The sequence below is a fragment of the Streptomyces sp. NPDC008001 genome (genome assembly GCF_042958085.1).
In the GTDB taxonomy this organism is placed as follows: Bacteria; Actinomycetota; Actinomycetes; order Streptomycetales; family Streptomycetaceae; genus Streptomyces.
Genome location: NZ_JBIBIZ010000011.1, coordinates 216147 through 236697, shown reverse-complemented (window position 1 = coordinate 236697; position 20551 = coordinate 216147). Strand labels below are relative to the sequence as shown.

Genomic DNA, 20551 nt, shown 5'->3' with positions numbered 1-20551 from the left:
GCCATTCGTGCCAAATGTAACCGGCGTGGCTGGTTCACCGCCCGCGCCCTTGCGGCGTGGCGCTCATCTGCTCGTAGGATCGCCGCGCGTACTGCCTGTCCGGCGGAGTGCCGCCGGGGGTGCGCGCGGTCCGGCACCGCCGGTCCACCCTCCGGGGTGCGCGCGCGGGCGCCGTGATCCACCGGACAGGCCCCGAGCGCTCGTCACGGTGGAGGTCACTCATGCACATCGACCGTCGCAGGCTTCTGGGCGCCCTCGCGGGGGCGGCGGCACTCGGGGCGGTGCCCGGCGCGGCCGCCGCGGCCGGGCCGGACGGGAACCCGGGCGCGGGCCCGGCCGGCCTCCCCGGCGCCGAGGGCGCCGCCCCGGGAGCCCCCGGAGCCGCCGCGGCGGCCCTCGCCCGGCTGCTGCCCGGCCACCACCGCCAGGTCACGTTCCGCACGGTGCCGCGCAAGGGCGGCGCGGACGCCTTCCGGGTGTCCGGGAAGGCGGGCGCGCTGGAGGTGTCGGGGACCACGCCCGCAGTGCAGCTCACCGGCTTCCACTGGTACCTCAGACACGTCGCCCACGCCCACTTCTCCTGGAACGGGGCGCAGACCTCCGCCCTGCCCGACCGCCTCCCCGGCGTCCGTACCCCGGTCGCCAGGACGGCGAACGTCCCCCACCGCTTCGTGCTCAACGACACGAACGACGGCTACACCGGCCCCTACAACGAGTGGGACTACTGGCAGCACGAAATCGATGTGCTGGCGCTCCACGGCTTCAACGAGGTGCTGGTCTACGCGGGCGCGGACGCCGTCTACCACCGGACGTTCCGCGAGCACGGCTACGGCGACGCCGAACTGCACGCGTGGCTGCCGGGCCCCGCGCACCAGCCGTGGTGGCTGCTGCAGAACATGGAGGGCTACGGCGGCCCGGTCTCCGCGGCACTGCTGGAGCGCCGCGCGGCCCTGGCGAAGAAGATCACCGGCCGGCTCCGCGAACTGGGCATGACCCCCGTCCTCCCCGGCTACTACGGCACGGTGCCGCCCGGCTTCGCCCAGCGGAACCCCGGCGCCCGCACCGTCCCGCAGGGCACGTGGGGCGGCTTCCGCCGGCCCGACTGGCTCGACCCGCGCACCGCCCACTTCCGGCGCGTCGCCCGCACCTTCTACCGCGTGCAGAAGGAGCTCTACGGCGCCACGTCGATGTACAAGATGGACCTGCTGCACGAGGGCGGCAAGCCGGGCGACGTGCCCGTCGCCGACGCCGCCCGCGCCGTCGAGAAGGCGCTGCGCACCGCCCACCCGCACGCCACCTGGGCCATCCTCGGCTGGCAGGAGAACCCGCGCCGCGAGATCGTCGACGCCGTCGACCGCGACCGGATGCTCGTCCTGGACGGCGTCTCCGACCACTACCCCAAGGTCACCGACCGCGAGGCCGACTGGGGCGGGACCCCGTACGCCTTCGGCTCCATCTGGAACTTCGGCGGCCACACGGCCATGGGCGCCAACACCCGCGACTGGGCGCGGCTCTACGAGGAGTGGCGCACCAAGCCGGGCAGCGCCCTCAAGGGCATCGCCCTGATGCCGGAGGCCGCCGACAACAACCCCGCCGCGCTCGCCCTCTTCAGCGACCTGGCCTGGACGGACGGCCGGATCGGCCTGGAGGACTGGTTCGCGCGGTGGCCCCGCTACCGCTACGGCGCCGCCGACCCGCACGCCGTCCGCGCCTGGGACGTCCTGCGCCGCACCGCCTACGGCACGACCCGCGAGGACGGCTGGAGCGAGGCCGCCGACGGCCTCTTCGGCGCCCGCCCCGACCTGGCCGTCAGCCACGCCGCGAACTGGTCGCCCCGTCAGCTCCGCTACGACCCGGAGGAATTCGACAAGGCGCTGCCCGAACTCCTGGCCGTGGCGGCGTCCCTGCGGCACAGCACCGCCTACCGCTACGACCTCCTGGACGTGACGCGCCAGTCGATCGCCAACCGCAGCCGCACCCTCCTCCCCCGGATCAAGGCGGCCCACGAGGCGGGCGACCGGGCCCGCTTCCGCGACCTGACCGGCCAGTGGCTCGACTGGATGGCCCTCCTGGAGGAGGCCGTCGCCACCGACGAACGCCACCTGCTGAGCCGCTGGACCGCCGCCGCCCGCGCCTGGGGCTCCTCGGAAGCCGAACGCGACCGCCTGGAGCACGACGCCCTCACCCTCCTCACCACCTGGGGCCCCCGCGACTCCGCCGACACCGGCAAGCTCCACGACTACGCCAACCGCGAGTGGTCGGGCCTGGTCGGCGGCCTCTACCGCACGCGCTGGAAGGCCTACTTCAAGGAGCTGGACGCCTCCCTCACGGACCGCCGCAAGCCGAAGCCGATCGACTGGTACGCCCTGGAGGAGGAGTGGCTCCGCCACCGCCCGGTCCTGCGGACGAAACCGGCGGGGGACGTGGTGAAGGTGGCGCACAAGGTGGCCCGGAAGCTGTAGCGGGCCGCAGGGCCGAACACCGCGCTCTCCGCGGCCAGTAGACGGCACGCAGATGGAAAACAAAAAGATCCCGTCCGATCTATCAGATCGGACGGGATCTATTGCGGTGGACCTGAGGGGATTTGAACCCCTGACCCCCTCGATGCGAACGAGGTGCGCTACCGGACTGCGCCACAGGCCCTTGCAACGAGTGAAACTCTAGCACCTCCATCCGGGTGCCCGGAAATCCGCTCCCCGCTGGTCAGCGGCCGGGGCCGGGGAAGCGCCGGGGAAGCACCGGTGAAGTGGTGCGGGTCACTCGTTGGCGGCGCGGGGGCGGTCGTCGTCGGCGTACTGGTCGAAGAGGGGCGTGCGGCCGCGCTCGCGGGGCCGGCGGCGCTGCCGGGAGGGGCGGCGCTCCTCCGCGGCGGCAGCGGCGGCGCGGTCGGCGGCCGGGTCGGCGGTGCTGGAGCGGGCCGAGCTCCAGGTGTCCGGGGCGCCCAGGTCGACGTCGTCGCCGGCGCGCGGCGCGACCGGCGCGGTGACGTACGTCGGCAGGGGGACGGGGACGGGGTCCCAGCTCTCGGCCGCGCCGCGGTCGCGCTGCTGGTCGACCCACTCCGCGTGGTCCGTCTGCTCCACGAGGGCGCGGCGGCCCGCGGCGGGCGAGGGCTCGGCCGGGCGGTCGGCGACGGGCGCCGGGTGGGAGACGGTGTCAACGGGGTCGGCGGCGGCGTGGGGGTCCGCCGCCCGCTGAGGGCGGACGCGGCCCTCGCGGAGGCGCTGGGCGGCCAGTTCGGCGCGGCGCTGGTCCATGGTGAAGGCGAAGCGCCGCCGCTCCTGGAGCCGCAGGTAGACGATGTAGGCGCTGAGCAGCACCGCCGGGACGGCGGGCACCCACAGGAACTCCAGGCCGCCGACGCCCGCGACGACCGCGCCCAGGGTGAAGGCCACGAAGAGGACGACCGTGGTGCGGCGCCGGCGCGCGAGGACCTTCGAGCGCCGGGCGCGCGCGGCGGCGGCCGTCGGGGTCGCGGACGCCCCGGCACGCTCCCCCGCGGCACCCTGGGCGCCGGAAGAGCCCAAGGCGCCCGGCGAGCCCGGCGGCGGGCCCGCGGAGGCCGGCACTCCGGCCGGGGCCCCGCTCCCTCCCCCGGGCATGCCGAAGGGCCGGACGTCGACCATTTCGGTCGGCGCTTCCGGCTCGGGCCCGCGGGCCACCGGCTCCGCGGGCTCGCTTGAGACCGGCGCGTCGTCGGCGGCGCGCACTTCCAGGTCCTTGGCGTAACGGCGCTCCATCCCCGCCCGCCCGGACAAGAGCCGGATGGCGGTGCTGAAGCGTTCCGTCGGACGGGCTTCATTGAGCTCGTCCTGCCTACGGAGCCACATCGGCACCAAGTAGGCGGCCCAGGCCCCGACGATGACTGCGTAGATGAGGCCGCTGCTGCTCACAGTTCACACCGTAGAGGGGTACGCGCAGGGGATTCCGCCAATTGGCCCGGTGTGTCGCACGATCCGGCTGATATCTCGAACTTTTTTTGTGATTGTTGGGACCGAGTCCACTCGAATACCGTCGATTGACGGTCATTTTCGAAAATCTATTCTATTTCTGGGGTGTGCCGGGGCGGGACCGGTGCCACCGCTGCAGGAGCCCCTCCGGGACCTCCTCGGCCGTCAGCGCGTAGACGAGGTGATCGCGCCAGGCGCCGTCGATGTGGAGGTAGCGGGGCCGCAGCCCCTCCTCGCGGAAGCCCAGCTTCTCCACCACCCGGCGGCTGGGCAGGTTCTCCGGCCGGATGCACACCTCCACGCGGTGCAGGCCGACCGAGCGGAAGCAGTGGTCCACCGCGAGCGCGACGGCGGTCGGCATCACCCCGCGGCCCGCGACGGCCTCGTCCACCCAGTAGCCGATGTGGGCCGAGCACATCGAGCCCCAGGTGATCCCCGCCACCGTCAGCTGGCCGGCCAGCCGGCCCTGGTACTCGATGACGAACGGCAGCATGCGCCCCGCGTTCGCCTCGGCCCGCAGGTGCCGCACCATCTGCCGGTACGTGGGGCGGTGCGTGACCGGGCCGCCCGGCGGGGGCGGCGGGATGGTCGCCTCCCAGGGGCGCAGCCAGTCGCGGTTGCGCCGGTTGACCTCGCGCCACTGGTGCTGGTCCCGCATCCGGATGGGGCGCAGGACGACGTCGCCGTCCGCCGGCTCCGCCGGCCATCCGGCGTTCAGTGCGGGCCCCCCGGTCTCGGATGGTCGCCCCCGCGGACCTGCTCCACGGCGTGGACCAGCAGCCCTCCCCGCTCCAGGACGGCCAGGCCGTCGCGGACGCCGCCCGCCGAGCCGGGCAGGTTGACGATCAGCGTGCGCCCGGCCAGACCGGCCAGGCCGCGGGAGAGTGCGGCCGTGGGGACCTTCGCCAGGCCCTCGGCCCGGACGGCCTCGGCGATGCCGGGCACCTCGCGGTCGAGGAGGGGCCGGGTCGCCTCCGGCGTGCGGTCGGTCGGGGACAGGCCGGTGCCGCCCGTGGTGACGATCACGTCGTAGGCGGCGGCGACGCCGTCCCGGAGGGCTGCCGCGACCGGTTCGCCGTCGGGGACGACGACGGGCCCGTCCACGGCGAACCCCATGGCCGCCAGGCCGGCGGCGAGGAGGGGGCCGCCCTTGTCCTCGTAGACGCCGGCGGCGGCGCGGTTGGAGGCGGTGACGACGAGGGCCCTCATGACCGGCTCCAGTCGCCCGACTTCCCGCCCGTCTTCTCCTCCACCCGGACGTCCGTGATCACCGCGCCCTTGTCGACGGCCTTGATCATGTCCACGACGGTCAGGGCGGCGACGGTCACGGCGGTCATCGCCTCCATCTCCACGCCGGTGCGGTCCGTCGTTTTCACCGTGGCGCTGATCTCCACCGCGTCGTCGGCCACGGACAGGTCGACCTTCACCCCCGAGATCGCCAGCGGGTGGCACAGCGGGATCAGATCGGGGGTGCGCTTGGCCGCCATGATGCCGCCGATGCGGGCCGTGGCGAGGGCGTCGCCCTTGGGGACGCCCTCGCCGCGCAGGAGTTCCACGACGCGCGGCGAGACGAGGACGCGGCCGCTCGCACGGGCCGTGCGGGCGGTGACCTCCTTGGCCGAGACGTCGACCATCCGGGCCGCGCCCGCACTGTCGAGGTGGGTGAGGCGGGACGGCTCGGGCGAGTCCTGGACGGCGCTGCTCATGCTTCTCCTGGTCCGGTCCTGTTGGGCAGACACCGTACCGGGAGCGCCCCGCGGCGGGGCGGCCAGGAGATCAGCCCAGCAGGATGACGTCGACCTCCGTGCCCGCCTCCACGGCCGTGGTGTCCTCGGGGACGACGACGAGCGCGTCGGCCTGCGCGAGGGCCTTCACCAGGTGCGAGCCCGAACCGCCCACGAGCGAGACCGTGCCCTCTTCGGCCGCGTACCGCGCCCGCAGGAACTGGCGGCGGCCCTCCGGCGAGGAGGTGACGGCGTCGGTGCACACGGCGCGCACCGGGGTGCGGTCGACCGGGTCGAGCCCCCTGAGCGCCCGCAGGGCCGGGCGGACGAAGAGCTCGAAGGAGACGTAGCTGCTGACGGGGTTGCCGGGAAGGGCGAAGAGCGGGATCCGGTCCGGGCCGATCCGGCCGAAGCCCTGCGGCTTGCCGGGCTGCATGGCCAGCCGCCGGAAGGCGACGCTGCCCTCCTCGCCCGCGAGCCCGGACAGCGTCTCCTTGACCACGTCGTACGCGCCGACGCTGACGCCGCCGCTGGTGACGACGGCGTCGGCGCGGATGAGCTGGTCCTCCAGGGTGGCGCGCAGGGTCTCGGCGTCGTCGTCGACGGCCCCGACGCGGTACGCGATGGCTCCGGCGTCCCGCGCGCAGGCGGCGAGGACGAAGCTGTTGGAGTCGTGGATCCGGCCGGGCGGGAGCTCCTCGCCGGGCTGGACGAGCTCGCTGCCGGTGGACATGACGACCACGCGCGGGCGCGGCCGCACCAGGACCGTGGCCCGCCCGATGGCCGCGAGCAGCCCGATCTGGGCCGGGCCGAGGACCGTCCCGGCGGCGAGGGCGAGCTCGCCCGCGCACGCGTCGCTGCCGCGGGGCCGGACGTGGGCGCGGGCGGCGACCGGCCGGTGGACGCGGACCTCCCCGCCGGAGCGCTCGGGGGCCGCGCTGTGGGCGGCCATGGTGTCGGCGGGCCCGGCGCCCGCGCCGCCGTCCGTCCACTCGACGGGGACGACGGCCTCGGCGCCGGGCGGCAGCGGGGCGCCGGTCATGATCCGGGCGGCCTCGCCGGGCCCCACCGGGACCGGCTTCCCGCTGCCCGCCGCGATGTCGCCGACGACGGTGAGGACCGCCGGGAACTCCTCCGTGGCGCCCTCGACGTCGGCCGTGCGGACCGCGTAGCCGTCCATGGAGCTGTTGTCGAAGGGCGGGAGGGCGGCCGGGACGGTGACGTCCTCGACCAGGACGCACCCCTGGGCGTCGGGCAGCTGCAGCTCGATCGGCTCCAGAGGGCGGATCTTCGCCAGGATGTCGGCGAGGTGCTCGTCCACCGTCCACAGGCGGTCCGGGCCGTCCTGCCCGTCCGTCGCGGCGGGGACGGGACCGGGGGCGGGGTCGGGGGCCGTGCGGGCGGCGGTACTGCTCAAGGTGCTACATCTCCTCGGTGACGTAACGGCGGAGCCAGGCGCGGAAGTCCGGCCCTAGATCCTCACGCTCGCAGGCCAGTCTGACAATGGCGCGCAGGTAGTCCCCGCGGTCGCCGGTGTCGTAGCGGCGCCCGGTGAAGACCACGCCGTGCACGGGCCCGCCGAGACCGGGCTCGGCGGCGAGCGCCTGCAGGGCGTCGGTGAGCTGGATCTCCCCGCCGCGGCCGGGCGGGGTCTCGCGCAGCACGTCGAAGACCGCGGGGTCGAGGACGTACCGGCCGATCACGGCGTAGTTGCTGGGCGCCTCGGCCGGATCGGGCTTCTCGACGAGGCCCGTGATCTGCACCACGCCCTCGGCGTCCGTCGGCTTCACGGCCGCGCAGCCGTACAGCCCGATCTGGGCGTGCTCGACCTCCATGAGGGCGATCACGCTGCCGCCGTGCTTGCGCTGGATCGCGACCATGCGGGACAGCAGGGGGTCCCGGGCGTCGATCAGGTCGTCGCCGAGGAGGACGGCGAAGGGCTCGTTGCCGACGTGCGGGGCGGCGCACAGGACGGCGTGGCCGAGACCCCGGGGGTCGCCCTGGCGGACGTAGTGCATCGTCGCCAGGTCGCTGGACTCCTGGACGCGCGCCAGCCGCGACTCGTCGCCCTTGCGGCGCAGCGCCTCTTCGAGCTCGTAGTTGCGGTCGAAGTGATCTTCGAGCGGGCGCTTGTTACGCCCTGTGATCATGAGGACGTCCGAGAGACCGGCGAGGACGGCCTCCTCCACCACGTACTGGATCGCCGGCTTGTCGACGACCGGCAGCATCTCCTTGGGCGTGGCCTTGGTGGCAGGCAGGAATCGGGTGCCGAGACCGGCTGCGGGGATGACAGCCTTGCTGATCCGAGGACGCGAATGAGTCATGGGCCGAACACTAACCGTTGAGATTGAGCGGAAGACGAGGCTCCAACGAGTATGCCCCCACGCAAGGAGTTTGTACGCACAGTGATCAAGTACGACGGTACGAAGGCGGAGTTGCGGCGGGATCTCCTGGCGGCGAGGGCCGCATTGACCGCGGATGACGTGGCCAGGTCGGGGGCCGCGCTCGCCCGCCGCGCCCTGGAGCTCCCCGAGCTCGCGGCGGCGGGGACGGTGGCCGCCTACGTGTCTGTGGGGCGTGAGCCGGACACGCGCGCGCTCCTGGAGGCGCTCCGCCGTGAGGGGGTACGGGTGCTGCTTCCCGTCCTCCTGGCGGACAACGATCTCGACTGGGCGCCCTACGACGGCCCGGACCGTCTCGTACGGGCCGGGCGGGGCCTCCTGGAGCCGGACGGCGTCCGGCTCGGGCCGGACGCCGTGACGTCCGCGGACGCCGTGCTGCTGCCGGGGCTGGCAGTCGATGGCCGCGGGCTGCGGCTGGGCCGCGGCGGGGGTTCGTACGACCGCGTACTGGCGCGTCTGGAGAAGGCGGGGGCGGCTCCGCCGCTGGTGGTCCTGCTGTACGACAACGAGGTCCTCGACGCGGTTCCGGCGGAGCCGCACGACCGACCGGTGGACGCGGTGGTGACGCCGTCGGGCGTACGGCGGTTTTCGCGCTAGCGCGCTCGTCCTCAAACTCCCCCAGCTACCGCTGGGAGGTGCCCCCAACGGGCTGGATGGTGAACCATCCAGCCCGTCCTTGAGCACCGCCCGCAAGCCTTACGGCTTGAGCGTGAGCTCCGCGTCCGTCGCCTTCTTCACCGCGTCCGCACTGAAGGCCCACGGCAGCAGCTCGCCCTTGGCCCACTTGTCCGTCTGGTCGTAGTAGTGCGCGTTGTAGGCGTGCCCGGACGCGCCGGTGAGGTTGATCCACCGGGACTTGTCGAGGTCGGCCAGGTTGACGACCATCCGCATGGACGGGACCCAGATCACGTCGTAGCCGCCCGCCGCGTTCCAGCCCGCCGCGTTGACCGCGGCCTCGCCGCCGGCCAGGTTCCACGGGCCGCGGTTGAGCATCCAGCGGACGATGCCGGGGCCGTCCTTGCCGAGGGTCTGGTTCTTCAGGTTGAGCTGGTGGAGGCGGCCCCAGCTCCAGGAGTTGACGTCCTTGCCGAGCTTGGAGGTCAGCTCCCAGCGGGCGTCCTTCATGGCCTGGGCGAGCAGCTCGTCGCGGTTGGCGGCGCCGCCGCGGCCGCCGGTCTTCCACCAGTCGTCGCCGGGCTTGTCCAGGATGGAGCGGACGACCTCGAACCAGCGGTCGCCGCCGTCGGGCTGGGCCGAGTCGGGCTCGCGCTCGCCGCACTCGCGCACGAGGCGGGTCTTGCCCTCCAGGTCCTCCTGGGGGCCGGCGTCGTTGGTGGGGTGGACCCGCAGGCACTGCCCCTTGACGCGCAGCTCCTTGGGGAGCTTGTTGCCGAAGGCCAGCTTGAGGGTGTTGCGCCACACGGCGTTGAAGTACGCGGCGGCGGGCGAGTCGGCCTCCTGGGTGTAGTCCCAGCCCTCCAGGAGCTTCTGCGCCTCGCGGACGTACTTCGTCTCGCGCTCGTTGGAGCCCTTGACGTCGATCTTCAGCAGGTAGGGGGTGAGCAGCTTGGCGATCTCGCTGGCGTTGTCCATCTGCATCTTCTGCATGTCGTCCGTCGAGATCTTGCCCCCGTCCTTGATCTTGGACTGGATGAGGTCGTTGATCCGCTGGCTGCGGGCGCCGTAGCCCCAGTCGCCCGAGAGGGAGTAGGGGTACTTCTTGTCGGTCACCGGCTGGTTGGCGGTGACGATGTAGCCGCGCTTGGGGTTGAGCTCCCACGGCAGCTCGCCCGGCTTGAGGTAGCCGGTCCACTGGTAGGCGGGGTCCCAGCCGGGGGCGGGCATGCGGCCGTCGCCCTTGCGGACGGGGATGCGGCCGGGGGCCTGGTAGCCGATGTTGCCCTTGGTGTCGGCGTAGATCAGGTTCTGCGAGGGGACCTCGAAGCCGGCCGCGGCCTTGCGGAACGACGCGAAGTCGCCGGCGCGGTTGAGGTCCATCAGGGCGTCCATCGTGCGGCCGGGCTCCAGCGCGGTCCAGCGCAGGGAGACGGCGTAACCCTCGGCGCGGTCGGGCGCCGGGTCCTTCACGGGGGCGTCCTGGCCGACCTTGCCCAGCTCGGTGTTGCGGTCGGAGACGACGGGCCCGTTCCGGGTCGAGCGGACGGTGATGGTGCGGTCGTCGCCGCCGGCGACCTTGATGGTCTCCTTGCGGGTGGCGAAGGGGACCTGCTTGTTGTCGTAGAGGTAACTGCCGGAGGTGACCTTCTCCAGGTAGAGGTCGGAGACGTCCGCGCCCATGTTGGTCATGCCCCAGGCGATGTCCTGGTTGTGGCCGATGACGACGCCCGGCATGCCGGCGAAGGTGTAGCCGGCCACGTCGAACGGGCAGGCCTGGCTGGTCTTCGTGCAGTGCAGGCCCATCTGGTACCAGAGGGAGGGCATCTGCGGGGCCAGGTGCGGGTCGTTGGCGAGCAGCGGCTTGCCGGTCGTCGTGTACTGACCGGAGACGACCCACGAGTTGGAGCCGATGCCGTTGCCGGACTTGCCGAGCAGCGCCGGGATCTTGTCGAGGGTGTTGGACAGCGACGTCAGGCCGGTGTGCAGGCCGCCGGCCGCGCCCGCGCCACCACTGGTGGCGGCGCTGCCGTTGTTGCCGGCGCCGCCCTGAGTGCCGGGAGTGCCCGCGTTGCCCGAGGTGCCCGGCGTGCCCGTCCGCGCACCACCGGTCCGCCCGGTCCCGCCCGTCTCACCGGTCGTGCCCGGCGCCGTGGGCGTGGCCTTCGGGTCGAACTCCTTCGTCGCCGGGTCGATGGCCCCGCCCTCGACGATCGGCTTGTTCCGGTCGTACGGGTACGCCGGGTACAGCTGCTCGATCTGCTCGGGGCTCAGCCGCGTCGAGGCGAGCGAGCGGTCGACCTCGTCCTGCACGTTGCCGCGCAGGTCCCAGGCCATGGCCTTGAGCCAGGCGACCGAGTCGACCGGGGTCCACTTCTCGGGCTTGTAGTCGTTCCGGAACTCCAGGGCCGCGTACTCGACGGACAGCGACTTGCCCTGATGGTCCTTGAGGTACGCGTTGACGCCGTCGGAGTAGGCCTGGAGGTACTTCTTGGTGGCGGCCGACAGCTTGGTGTCGTACTCCTCCTGCGCGACCTTCCGCCAGCCCATGGTGCGGATGAACGCGTCGGTCTCGACCTGGTCCTCGCCGAACATCTCGGACAGGCGGCCCGCCGTCAGATGGCGCCGGACGTCCATCTCCCAGAACCGGTCCTGCGCCTGGACGAAGCCCTGGGCGCGGAAGAGGTCCTCGGCGTTGTCCGCGTAGACCTGCGGGACGCCGTGGTCGTCGCGCGCGACCTTCACCTGCCCGCCGAGCCCCTTGAGCTGCAGCGTGCCGCTGGTCTCCGGGAAGGAGGCGCGCACGGTGCTGACGCTCCAGTACGCACCGAAGCCGATGCCCGCGACGAGCAGCAGCACGACGGTGATCACGAGCAGGCGGGCGCGTCGCCCCTTCTTCTTGCCGGACTTGCCGGAAGGGCCGGTCTTGTTGGCGGGCATCGCTGTCCTTAGAGGGGCAGGGTGGTCCTGGAGTGCTGGAAGCAACCATAGGCGCAGGGCGCCGGGCGACCGGACGCGGATGCCGGACCGTGCAGTGACATCAATCCCTCTTGGCGGCCTCGGCTGCCCGCCAGGCGTTAAGAACCCGTAAAATATTAGATGAGGAAATGAAGTTCCGATCGGCGCCGGAGGAACGTTCCGGCCCCGTTCGCGGCAATCCACCGACCATGCACCCCGTGCACGCGTGAAGGGACCGGCCCCTGACTGTCCACCACCTCAACGAACTCCTGCTGATCTGCTCCCTCGTACTGCTCGTCGCAGTGGCGGCGGTGCGCATCTCTTCGCGCAGCGGGCTGCCGAGCCTGCTCATCTACCTCGGCATCGGGGTCGCCCTCGGCCAGGACGGCATCGGCGTCTCCTTCAACGACGTCGGGCTGACCCAGGTGATCGGCTACGCCGCCCTGGTCGTCATCCTCGCCGAGGGCGGCCTCGGCACGAAGTGGCACGAGATCAAACCCGCGCTGCCCTCGGCGGCCGTGCTGTCCACCTTCGGCGTCGCGGTGAGCGTGGGCCTGACGGCCGCCGCCGCGCACTACCTGGCCGGCGTCGACTGGCGGCAGGCCCTGATCATCGGTGCGGTGGTCTCCTCGACGGACGCGGCGGCCGTCTTCTCCGTCCTGCGGAACGTTCCGCTGCCGTCCCGGCTCACCGGTGTCCTGGAGGCCGAGTCCGGCTTCAACGACGCCCCCGTCGTCATCCTCGTCGTCGCCTTCTCCGCCGCCGGTCCGGTCGAGCACTGGTACCTCCTCCTCGGGAAGATCGCGCTGGAGCTGGCGATCGGCGCGGCCATCGGCATCGCGTTCGGCTTCCTCGGCTCGTACGGCCTGCGGCGCGTGGCCCTGCCCGCCTCCGGCCTCTACCCCATCGCCGTGATGGCCATCGCCACCGCGGCCTACGCGGGCGGCGCCCTCGCGCACGGCTCCGGCTTCCTCGCCGTCTACCTCGCGGCGCTGATCCTCGGCAACGCCAAGCTGCCGCACTGGCCGGCCACGCGCGGCTTCGCCGAGGGGCTCGGCTGGATCGCCCAGATCGGCATGTTCGTCCTGCTGGGCCTGCTGGTCACCCCGCACGAGCTGGGCGACGACATCGTTCCCGCGCTGGTCGTGGGGCTGGTCCTGACGGTGGTCGCACGGCCGGTGTCCGTCTTCCTCAGCACGGCGCCGTTCCGGACGCCCTGGCAGGAGAAGGCGCTGCTGTCCTGGGCCGGGCTGCGCGGCGCGGTGCCGATCGTCCTGGCCACCATCCCGATGGTGGCGGGGGTGGACGACAGCCGCCGGATCTTCAACATCGTCTTCGTGCTGGTGATCGTCTACACGCTGGTCCAGGGGCCGACGCTGCCCTGGCTGGCCCGGCACCTGCGGCTGGGCGAGAAGGAGCCGCCGGAGGACCTCGGCATCGAGTCGGCGCCGCTGGAGCGGCTGCGCGGCCACCTGCTGTCGGTCTCCATCCCGGAGGGCTCGCGGATGCACGGCGTGGAGGTCTCGGAGCTGCGGCTGCCCGCCGGGGCGGCGGTCACGCTGGTCGTCCGGGAGGGCAAGAGCTTCGTGCCCGGTCCCGCGACGGTGCTGCGGCTCGGCGACGAGCTGCTGGTGGTGGCCACGGACCCGGTGCGCGACGCGGCCGAGAAGCGGCTGCGGGCGGTCGGCGAGGGCGGCAAGCTGGCGGGCTGGCTAGGGACGGCGGCGGCCCACCCCGGGCACGCCGGGGAGCCTCCTGTGACGAAGGCCATAGGCATATCCAAGGGCCCCCGTATGATAAAGAGGAAGTAATCATTCACTCCCGCTCTCCGCGGGAGGAAACCCCTGTTCCACCCCAAGATTCACACCGAACCAACTCTGCCTGATGCAGGGCTGGCGCGACCGCACGGCGGCCGCGGTCGCACGAGGCGGCCGGAAGGCATCTACCACGGTCCTGCGCGAGAGGACAGCTCTCGGCGCGCTCCGTGGCGGCAACCCGTCCGGTGGCGCGCTACCAGGCGGCGGAAAGGCCTGGGCCGTGGCATCCACGGTCAACGAACGGCCCGGATACGGGCAGCTGCTGCGCACCCCCGGCGCGTGGACGTTCCTGCTGCCGGGCTTCCTGGCCCGGCAGCCGTTCGCAATGCTCACGATCGGCATCCTGCTGCTGGTCAACGACACCACCGGCTCCTACGGCACCGCGGGCACCGTCTCGGCGACCGCGGGCGTGGCGATGGCCCTGTTCGCTCCGCAGAGCGGCAAGCTCGCGGACCGCTTCGGCCAGGCCGCGGTCCTGATCCCGGGCGTCGTCGTGCACGCGGCGGCGATCTCGCTGCTGACGGTGCTCGCCCTGTCGGACGCGCCCCTGTGGGCGCTGCTGGCGGCGGCCGTGCCGGCCGGTGCGTCGACGCCGCAGATCGGCCCGATGGTGCGGGCCCGCTGGGCGAACAAGCTGGACGGCTCGCCCCTGATGGCGACGGCGGCGGCCTTCGAGTCCGTCACCGACGAGTTCACCTTCGTGATCGGCCCGGTGCTGGCCACCGCGCTGTGCACCGGCGTCCACCCGGCCGCCGGCCTGGTCGCGGAGGCCGTCCTGACCCTGGCCGGCGGTCTGCTGTTCGCCACGCAGCGGCGTACGCAGCCGCAGCCGAGCAGCGCCGCCGCCGGTGCGGCCGGGGCCGGCGAGCGCGTCTCGGCGCTGTCCGTGCCGGGCGTGCGCGTGCTGGCGGTCGTCATGCTGGGCATCGGCACCGTCTTCGGCGGCATGCAGGTGTCGATGACCGCGTTCACCAAGGAGATGGGCGACCCGGGCCTCAACGGCCTGATGTACGGCGCCTTCGCCGCGGGCAACATGATCGCGGGCATCGTCTGCGGCGTGGTCGCGTGGAAGATCAGCGCGCAGCGCCGGCTGCTGCTGGCCTTCCCGCTGCTGGTGCTGGCCACGACCCCGCTGTGGGCGGCGCACTCCATGGTCCTGCTGGGCGCCCTGGGCCTGGTCGTGGGCCTGTGCATCGCGCCGTCGCTGATCACCGGCTACACACTGGTGGAGAAGCTGGTCCCGGCGGGCGCCCGCACCGAGGCGTTCACCTGGCTGACCGGCGCCGTCGGCCTCGGCCAGGCGGCCGGGGCGACCGTGGGCGGCCGGCTCATCGACGCCCACGGCGCGAGCACCGGTTTCCTGGTGCCGCTGGGCGGCACGGCGGCCGCGCTGCTGGTCCTGCTGGCGCTGCGGAAGGCCCTGACTCCGCGCTCGGAGTCGGTGGTCGCGGCACGTGGGGTCGGTCACCGTGAGGCCGTCCCGGTGGACTGACGGACCGGAATACTGCAGTATGGAGCGTCGTTAGCACTCAACGAGTGAGAGTGCCAGGAGGAGCAAGTGCCGACTTACCAGTACCAGTGCACCGAGTGCGGCGAGGGCCTCGAGGCGGTGCAGAAGTTCACCGATGACGCCTTGACCGAGTGCCCCAGCTGCCAGGGGCGCCTGAAGAAGGTCTTCTCCGCGGTCGGCATCGTCTTCAAGGGCTCCGGCTTCTACCGGAACGACAGCCGTGGCGCGTCGTCCAGCAGCTCGCCCGCGAAGTCCTCGGCCTCGTCGTCGAGCACGACGACCACCGCCGCGAAGAGCACCGACACGAAGCCGTCCGCGACGACCACCGCCGGTACCGGCACGTCGGCCGCCTGACCCGGCTCTCCCTACGGTTCTTCCCCCGGAGCCCTTCCCTTCCCCGCGGGTCCCTTACGGATCCCGTACGGAGGGGAAGGGCTCTGTGGCGTACGCGCCCCCGCCGTTAGGGTGACCTCCATGGTCGACATGCACAGTGCGCGTGCGGAGATAGGCGTCATCGGCGGATCGGGGTTCTACTCCTTCCTGGAGGACGTGACCGAGGTCACGGTGATGACCCCCTACGGGTCGCCGAGCGACTCCCTCTTCGTCGGCGATCTCGCCGGGCGGAGGGTCGCCTTCCTCCCCCGCCACGGACGCGGGCACCACCTGCCGCCCCACCGCATCAACTACCGGGCCAACCTGTGGGCCCTGCGCTCGCTCGGCGTGCGGCAGGTCCTCGCCCCGTGCGCGGTCGGCGGGCTGCAGCCGCAGTACGGGCCGGGCACGCTCGTCGTCCCGGACCAGCTGGTGGACCGCACGAAGTCGCGGGCCCAGTCCTACTTCGACGGCGAGGCGCTGCCCGACGGCCGCGTCCCCAACGTCGTCCACACCACCTTCGCCGACCCCTACTGCCCCACCGGCCGCGCGGTGGCGGTCGCGGTGGCGCGCGGCAAGGGCTGGGAGCCGGTGGTGGACGGCGGCACGATGGTCGTCATCGAGGGGCCGCGCTTCTCCACGCGCGCCGAGTCGCGCTGGCACGCCGCCCAGGGCTGGTCGGTCGTCGGTATGACCGGGCACCCGGAAGCGGTCCTCGCCCGCGAGCTGGAGCTCTGCTACACCTCGATGGCGCTGGTCACGGACCTGGACGCGGGTGCCGACACGGGCGAGGGCGTCTCGCACGACGAGGTCATGCGGGTCTTCGGGGAGAACGTCGGCCGGCTGCGCGAGGTGCTCTTCGCGGCCGTGACCGCCCTCCCGGAGACCAAGGAGCGCGGCTGCCTGTGCGCGGACGTGCACAAGGGCTGGGACCTGGGTATCGAACTGCCCTGACGCCTCCCCCCGGCTGGATATGGAATCCTTCATTCCGGAACATCCGGACCAACCGGGCGGAAACAGTGACAGAAGGGCTTGAGCAGTGACGACGACGAAGACCGGGGTCCTCGGCGGCTTCAAGGCGTTCCTCATGCGGGGCAACGTCATCGACCTCGCCGTCGCCGTCGTCATCGGCGCCGCGTTCACGAACATCGTGAACGCGGTGGTCAAGGGCGTGATCAACCCGGTGGTGGGCGCCTTCGGCACGAAGGACCTCGACCACTACGCGGTCTGCATCAAGGGCCCCTGCGCCGTGAACGCCAAGACCGGCGAGGTCACCCAGGGCGTCTCGATCCAGTGGGGCGCCGTGCTCAGCGCCTCGCTGACCTTCCTGATCACGGCCGCGGTCGTCTACTTCCTGATGCTGCTGCCCATGAAGCGCTGGCAGGAGCGGCTGGCCGCCAGGACGCCGGCCGCCCCGGCCAAGGAGACCGAGCTGGAGCTGCTCGCCCAGATCCGCGACGCGCTCGTGGAACAGCGCCGCGAGCCGGGCACGGAGACGGTGCCGGCACAGCGGTAGCCGGGGGCTCGGCCCCCGGGCTCAGATGTGGTGCGGCGGCTTCTCGTCGAGGAAGCGGGCCAGATCCGCGGCGGACCCGCCACCGGCGGGCCGCTCGCCCCAGCCGCGGTCGGTGTCGTCCGAGGACTGCTGCGACAGCGGATCGTCGAAGATCAGGGCGGCGGCTGCGGGGTTGCGCGGCCGGGACGCGGGCCGGGGGGCGACCTCGGGGGTCTCGGAGGTCTCGGGGGCGGTGTCACTCATAGGTTCAGGGTAAGCGGGCGGGGGCCGGGCACTTTTCTGCCGCCGCAACGGCGAGCAACCGCGACGCGGCGGACCGGCGGTGCCGAACCGCCCCAGCCCCGTACGTACGGCTCTACCGCGCGGAGCGCCCCCGTACGGCTCTGCAGCCCGGAGCGCCCCGTACGTACGGCTCTGCCGCGCGGAGCGCCCCCGTGCGCGGTGAGAATCGCCCTATGAGCGAGGACGCCCCCCGGGCCCGCGCGGACGACGGGCCGCCGCCCTCCCCCCTGCTGCGCCGGATGACCGGCCGCGGACGCGAGGAAGCGCACCGCACGGCCACTCCGCTGGAGCTCTTCTTCGACCTGTGCTTCGTCGTGGCGGTGGCCGTCGCGGGCCGCGAGCTGGTGCACGCGCTCGCCGAGGGACATCCGGAGCACGGCGTGCCCGGCTATCTGATGGTGTTCTTCGCCATCTGGCTGGCGTGGCTGAACTTCACGTGGTTCGCGTCCGCGTACGACACGGACGACGTCCTCTACCGGGTGGTGACCCTGGTCCAGATCACCGGCGTGCTGATCCTGGCCGCCGGGATCCCGCGCGCCTTCGAGAAGAGCGACTTCTCGGTGGTGTGGTTCGGCTACCTGGTGATGCGGCTGGCGCTGGTCTCGCAGTGGCTGCGGGCCGCGTTCTCCGCCGAGGGCGCGGAGCGGCGGACGGCGCTGAAGTACGCGGCCGGGGTGAGCGCGTGCCAGGTGGGGTGGCTGGGGGTGCTGTTCCTGCCCGACCGGGCGAAGCCGTGGGTGTTCCTGGTGATGGCCGTCGTGGAACTGGGGGTCCCGGCCTTCGCCGAGAGAACGCAGCAGACGGCCTGGCACCCGCACCACATCGCCGAGCGGTACGGGCTGTTCACGATCATCGTGCTGGGCGAGACGGTCTCGGCGGCCACGGTCGCCGTGCAGTCGGCGCTGGACGAGCACGAGGCGCTGGGCGAGCTGCTGCCGCTGGCGGCGGGCGGCCTGCTGCTGATCTTCGCCGCGTTCTGGATCTACTTCGCGGTCCCCATCCACCTGCACCTGGCCTCCAACCGGCAGGCCTTCCTGTGGGGTTACGGGCACTTCTTCGTCTTCGCGTCGGCGGCGGCGATCGGTGCGGGCATCGAGGTGGCGATCGAGCAGGCCGTGGGCAAGGCGCACATCTCGACGGCGGCGGCGTCGAGCGCGGTGACGGTCCCGGCGGCGCTGTTCGTCTTCTCGATGTGGCTGATCCACTCGCGCCACCACAAGCGGGGCGCGGCCCAGCAGTTGGTGCTGCCGGTGTCCGCGCTGGCCATCCTGGCCTGCACGTTCGCAGGCAGCAGGGCCGTACCGCTGACGGGTCTGGTGGCGGCGGCGACGGTGGCCGCCGGAGTCCGGTTGTCCACAAGGAACCCACCGCCCGCGGAGGCGTGATACGCATGGCTGCATGACGAACGCACCCGCCCCCGGGGCCATGGACGCGCTCACCGACGTCGCCGGCATCCGCGTGGGCCACGCCCACCGCCGCGGCGACGGCGCACTCACCGGCACCACGGTCGTCCTCACGGCGGAAGGCGGCGCCGTCGCCGCCGTCGACGTCCGCGGCGGCGGCCCCGGCACCCGCGAGACCGACGCCCTCGACCCGCGCAACCTCGTCCAGCGCGTGGAGGCCGTCGTCCTCTCCGGCGGCAGCGCCTACGGGCTGGACGCCGCGTCCGGCGTGATGGCCTGGCTGGAGGACTCCGGCCGCGGCTTCCGGGTCGGCCCCGACCCCTCCCAGGTCGTCCCGGTCGTCCCCGCCGCCGCCCTCTTCGACCTCGGCCGCGGCGGCGACTGGCGGGCCCGCCCCGACGCCTCCCTGGGCCGCGAGGCCGCCGAGGCCGCGGCCCGCGAGGACGTGGGCGCGCCCGTGGCCCAGGGCAACGTGGGCGCCGGCACGGGCGCCGTGGCCGGCGGCATGAAGGGCGGAGTGGGCACGGCGAGCGCCGTCCTCCCGTCCGGCACGACGGTCGCCGCGCTGGCGGTCCTCAACGCGGCGGGCTCGGCGGTCGATCCGGCGACGGGCGTCCTCTACGGGCAGCTGTACGCGGGTGGGGCGGTGACGGCCCCCGACCGGGAGCGGCACACGGCCGCGCAGGAGCGGCTGGCGGCCGCCCGGGAAGAGTCCGCGAAGCGCTCGGCGGCGTCCGTACGGCCGCCGCTCAACACCACCCTCGTGGTCGTCGCCACCGACGCCGCGCTCACCCGGGCCCAGGCCCAGAAGCTCGCCGGCACGGCCCACGACGGCCTGGCCCGCGCCGTCCGCCCGGTGCACCTGCTCAACGACGGCGACACCGTCTTCGCCCTGGCCACGGGCGACCGCCCCCTGGTGACCGAAGACGCCTTCGGAGACATGGCCACCCTGCTGGCGGCAGGCGCCCTCAACGAAATCCTGGCGGCAGGCGCGGACGTGGTAACACGCGCCGTGGTGAAGGCAGCCCTGGCAGCGGAGTCGGTGGACGGCCCGGGCGGGGTGTTCCCGTCGTACGGGGATCTGTATGGGGCGTGCGCCGATAAGGGACCGCGCGGGCAATCGCCGCTGCGGTAACGCGCCCGATAAAGGGGCGCGGGACCGTGCCAATCTGCGGCTCCGCCGCGCGGGCGCGGAGCAACCACGCACGACCCGCACCCGACCGGCCGCACCCCGCCCCCCGGCGGCCCCGTCACACCCCCGCCGCCCCCAGCAACGACCCCGCCGCATACGTCACCGCCATCGCCAACGCACCCCCCGCCGCATTACGAAGCATCGCCCGCCCGGCCGGCGCGTCCCCCATCCGCGCGCTCCCCCACCCGCACAGCACGAGCGCGGCCAGCACGGCCACGACCGTGACCGGCAGCCGGACGTCCGGCGGCGGCAGGACGATGGCGAGCAGGGGCAGGAGCGAGCCGGCCGTGAAGGCGAAGAAGCTGGCCCAGGCCGCCTGCCAGGGGCTGGTCAGCTCGTCGGGGTCGATGCCGAGCTCGACCTCGGCGTGGGCGCGGAGCGCGTCGTGCTCGGTGAGCTGTTCGGCGACCTCGCGGGCAAGCGCGGGGGTGAGCCCCTTGCCCTCGAGGAGGGCGGTGAGCTCGTCGAGTTCGGCCTGCGGTGCGACGGCGAGCTCGGTGCGTTCCAGGGCGAGGGCGGCCTGTTCGGAGTCGCGCTGGGTGCTCACCGACACGTACTCGCCGGCGGCCATGGACATGGATCCGGCCAGCAGCCCGGCGAGCCCGGCGGTCAGCAGCGTGGCGCGCGCGTCCGTGGCGCCGGCGACGCCGACGACGAGGCCGGCGGTCGAGACGACGCCGTCGTTGGCGCCGAGGACGGCGGCCCGGAGCCGGTTGAGCCGGTTGCCGAGGCCGCCCTCGTGGGGTTCCTGGTGCTGTCGGGAAGAGGGCACGGTGGTGTCATCGCTCACGAGGTGAGGTTCCCACCGTT

At 73.1% G+C, this 20551-nt stretch carries 18 protein-coding genes and 1 tRNA gene; 9 read left to right on the top strand and 10 right to left on the bottom strand.

All coding sequences use genetic code 11. From position 1 onward, the window contains the following. Positions 1–221: 221 nt before the first annotated feature. On the top strand, positions 222–2462 hold the full coding sequence (locus tag ACFZCD_RS29315; protein ID WP_391836017.1) for an alpha-N-acetylglucosaminidase: 2241 nt from the start codon (positions 222–224) through the stop codon (positions 2460–2462). Positions 2463–2569: 107 nt separating this feature from the next. Here the strand turns inward: ACFZCD_RS29315 and ACFZCD_RS29310 are convergent. From ACFZCD_RS29310 to galU, 7 genes are all read right to left on the bottom strand, one after another. Then, a tRNA-Ala gene (locus ACFZCD_RS29310) sits at positions 2570–2643 on the bottom strand. Between the two features lie 113 nt (positions 2644–2756). After that, a complete protein-coding gene (gene glpR, locus ACFZCD_RS29305) occupies positions 2757–3893 on the bottom strand; it encodes a gephyrin-like molybdotransferase receptor GlpR (protein ID WP_391836015.1) in 1137 nt (378 codons plus the stop codon). A gap of 151 nt (positions 3894–4044) precedes the next feature. Then, positions 4045–4608 carry a GNAT family N-acetyltransferase gene (locus tag ACFZCD_RS29300; RefSeq protein WP_391836013.1) on the bottom strand — a complete coding sequence of 188 codons (564 nt, stop codon included), beginning with the start codon at positions 4606–4608 and terminating at the stop codon, positions 4045–4047. A gap of 56 nt (positions 4609–4664) precedes the next feature. Then, complete coding sequence (locus ACFZCD_RS29295) at positions 4665–5159, bottom strand: molybdenum cofactor biosynthesis protein B (RefSeq protein ID WP_391836011.1); 495 nt, start codon at positions 5157–5159, stop codon at positions 4665–4667. Beyond that, positions 5156–5656, bottom strand: coding sequence for a cyclic pyranopterin monophosphate synthase MoaC (gene moaC / locus ACFZCD_RS29290; RefSeq protein ID WP_391836009.1), 501 nt, complete (start codon positions 5654–5656; stop codon positions 5156–5158). The genes ACFZCD_RS29295 and moaC overlap by 4 nt, the downstream gene beginning before the upstream one ends. A 70-nt stretch (positions 5657–5726) precedes the next feature. Then, positions 5727–7004 carry a gephyrin-like molybdotransferase Glp gene (glp, locus tag ACFZCD_RS29285; RefSeq protein ID WP_391836201.1) on the bottom strand — a complete coding sequence of 426 codons (1278 nt, stop codon included), beginning with the start codon at positions 7002–7004 and terminating at the stop codon, positions 5727–5729. Between the two features lie 91 nt (positions 7005–7095). Further along, the gene (gene galU / locus ACFZCD_RS29280; RefSeq protein ID WP_391836007.1) at positions 7096–7998 is read right to left on the bottom strand and encodes a UTP--glucose-1-phosphate uridylyltransferase GalU; all 903 of its coding nucleotides are present in this window, start codon (positions 7996–7998) and stop codon (positions 7096–7098) included. 81 nt (positions 7999–8079) lie between these two features. On the opposite strand from galU, the gene ACFZCD_RS29275 reads away from it, so the two are divergent. Next, positions 8080–8673 carry a 5-formyltetrahydrofolate cyclo-ligase gene (locus ACFZCD_RS29275; protein WP_391836005.1) on the top strand — a complete coding sequence of 198 codons (594 nt, stop codon included), beginning with the start codon at positions 8080–8082 and terminating at the stop codon, positions 8671–8673. A gap of 99 nt (positions 8674–8772) precedes the next feature. On the opposite strand, the gene ACFZCD_RS29270 is transcribed toward ACFZCD_RS29275, so the two are convergent. Beyond that, entirely contained in the window at positions 8773–11631 is a 2859-nt protein-coding gene (locus ACFZCD_RS29270) for a penicillin acylase family protein (protein ID WP_391836003.1), read from the bottom strand. A 260-nt stretch (positions 11632–11891) separates the two neighbouring features. Here ACFZCD_RS29270 and ACFZCD_RS29265 point away from each other — a divergent pair, with 260 nt between their 5' ends. From ACFZCD_RS29265 to ACFZCD_RS29245, 5 genes are all read left to right on the top strand, one after another. After that, positions 11892–13460 (top strand): potassium/proton antiporter, encoded by a 1569-nt coding sequence (locus ACFZCD_RS29265; protein ID WP_391836200.1) that lies wholly within the window; start codon positions 11892–11894, stop codon positions 13458–13460. A gap of 226 nt (positions 13461–13686) precedes the next feature. After that, the gene (locus tag ACFZCD_RS29260; RefSeq protein WP_391836001.1) at positions 13687–14958 is read left to right on the top strand and encodes an MFS transporter; all 1272 of its coding nucleotides are present in this window, start codon (positions 13687–13689) and stop codon (positions 14956–14958) included. Positions 14959–15024: 66 nt separating this feature from the next. Then, entirely contained in the window at positions 15025–15330 is a 306-nt protein-coding gene (locus tag ACFZCD_RS29255; RefSeq protein ID WP_391835999.1) for an FmdB family zinc ribbon protein, read from the top strand. Between the two features lie 120 nt (positions 15331–15450). After that, complete coding sequence (locus ACFZCD_RS29250) at positions 15451–16302, top strand: S-methyl-5'-thioadenosine phosphorylase (RefSeq protein ID WP_391835997.1); 852 nt, start codon at positions 15451–15453, stop codon at positions 16300–16302. A 133-nt stretch (positions 16303–16435) separates the two neighbouring features. Next, a complete protein-coding gene (locus ACFZCD_RS29245) occupies positions 16436–16864 on the top strand; it encodes an MscL family protein (protein WP_391836199.1) in 429 nt (142 codons plus the stop codon). Between the two features lie 21 nt (positions 16865–16885). On the opposite strand, the gene ACFZCD_RS29240 is transcribed toward ACFZCD_RS29245, so the two are convergent. Then, positions 16886–17107 (bottom strand): hypothetical protein, encoded by a 222-nt coding sequence (locus ACFZCD_RS29240; protein WP_391835995.1) that lies wholly within the window; start codon positions 17105–17107, stop codon positions 16886–16888. 212 nt (positions 17108–17319) lie between these two features. Between ACFZCD_RS29240 and ACFZCD_RS29235 the strand changes: the two genes are divergently transcribed. Together ACFZCD_RS29235 and ACFZCD_RS29230 are read left to right on the top strand one after the other, a co-directional pair. Continuing rightward, entirely contained in the window at positions 17320–18531 is a 1212-nt protein-coding gene (locus ACFZCD_RS29235; protein ID WP_391835993.1) for a low temperature requirement protein A, read from the top strand. Between the two features lie 13 nt (positions 18532–18544). Continuing rightward, positions 18545–19684 (top strand): P1 family peptidase, encoded by a 1140-nt coding sequence (locus ACFZCD_RS29230; protein WP_391835991.1) that lies wholly within the window; start codon positions 18545–18547, stop codon positions 19682–19684. 115 nt (positions 19685–19799) lie between these two features. Here the strand turns inward: ACFZCD_RS29230 and ACFZCD_RS29225 are convergent, their stop codons facing one another. Continuing rightward, a complete protein-coding gene (locus tag ACFZCD_RS29225; RefSeq protein ID WP_391835989.1) occupies positions 19800–20531 on the bottom strand; it encodes a VIT family protein in 732 nt (243 codons plus the stop codon). Positions 20532–20551 lie beyond the last annotated feature (20 nt).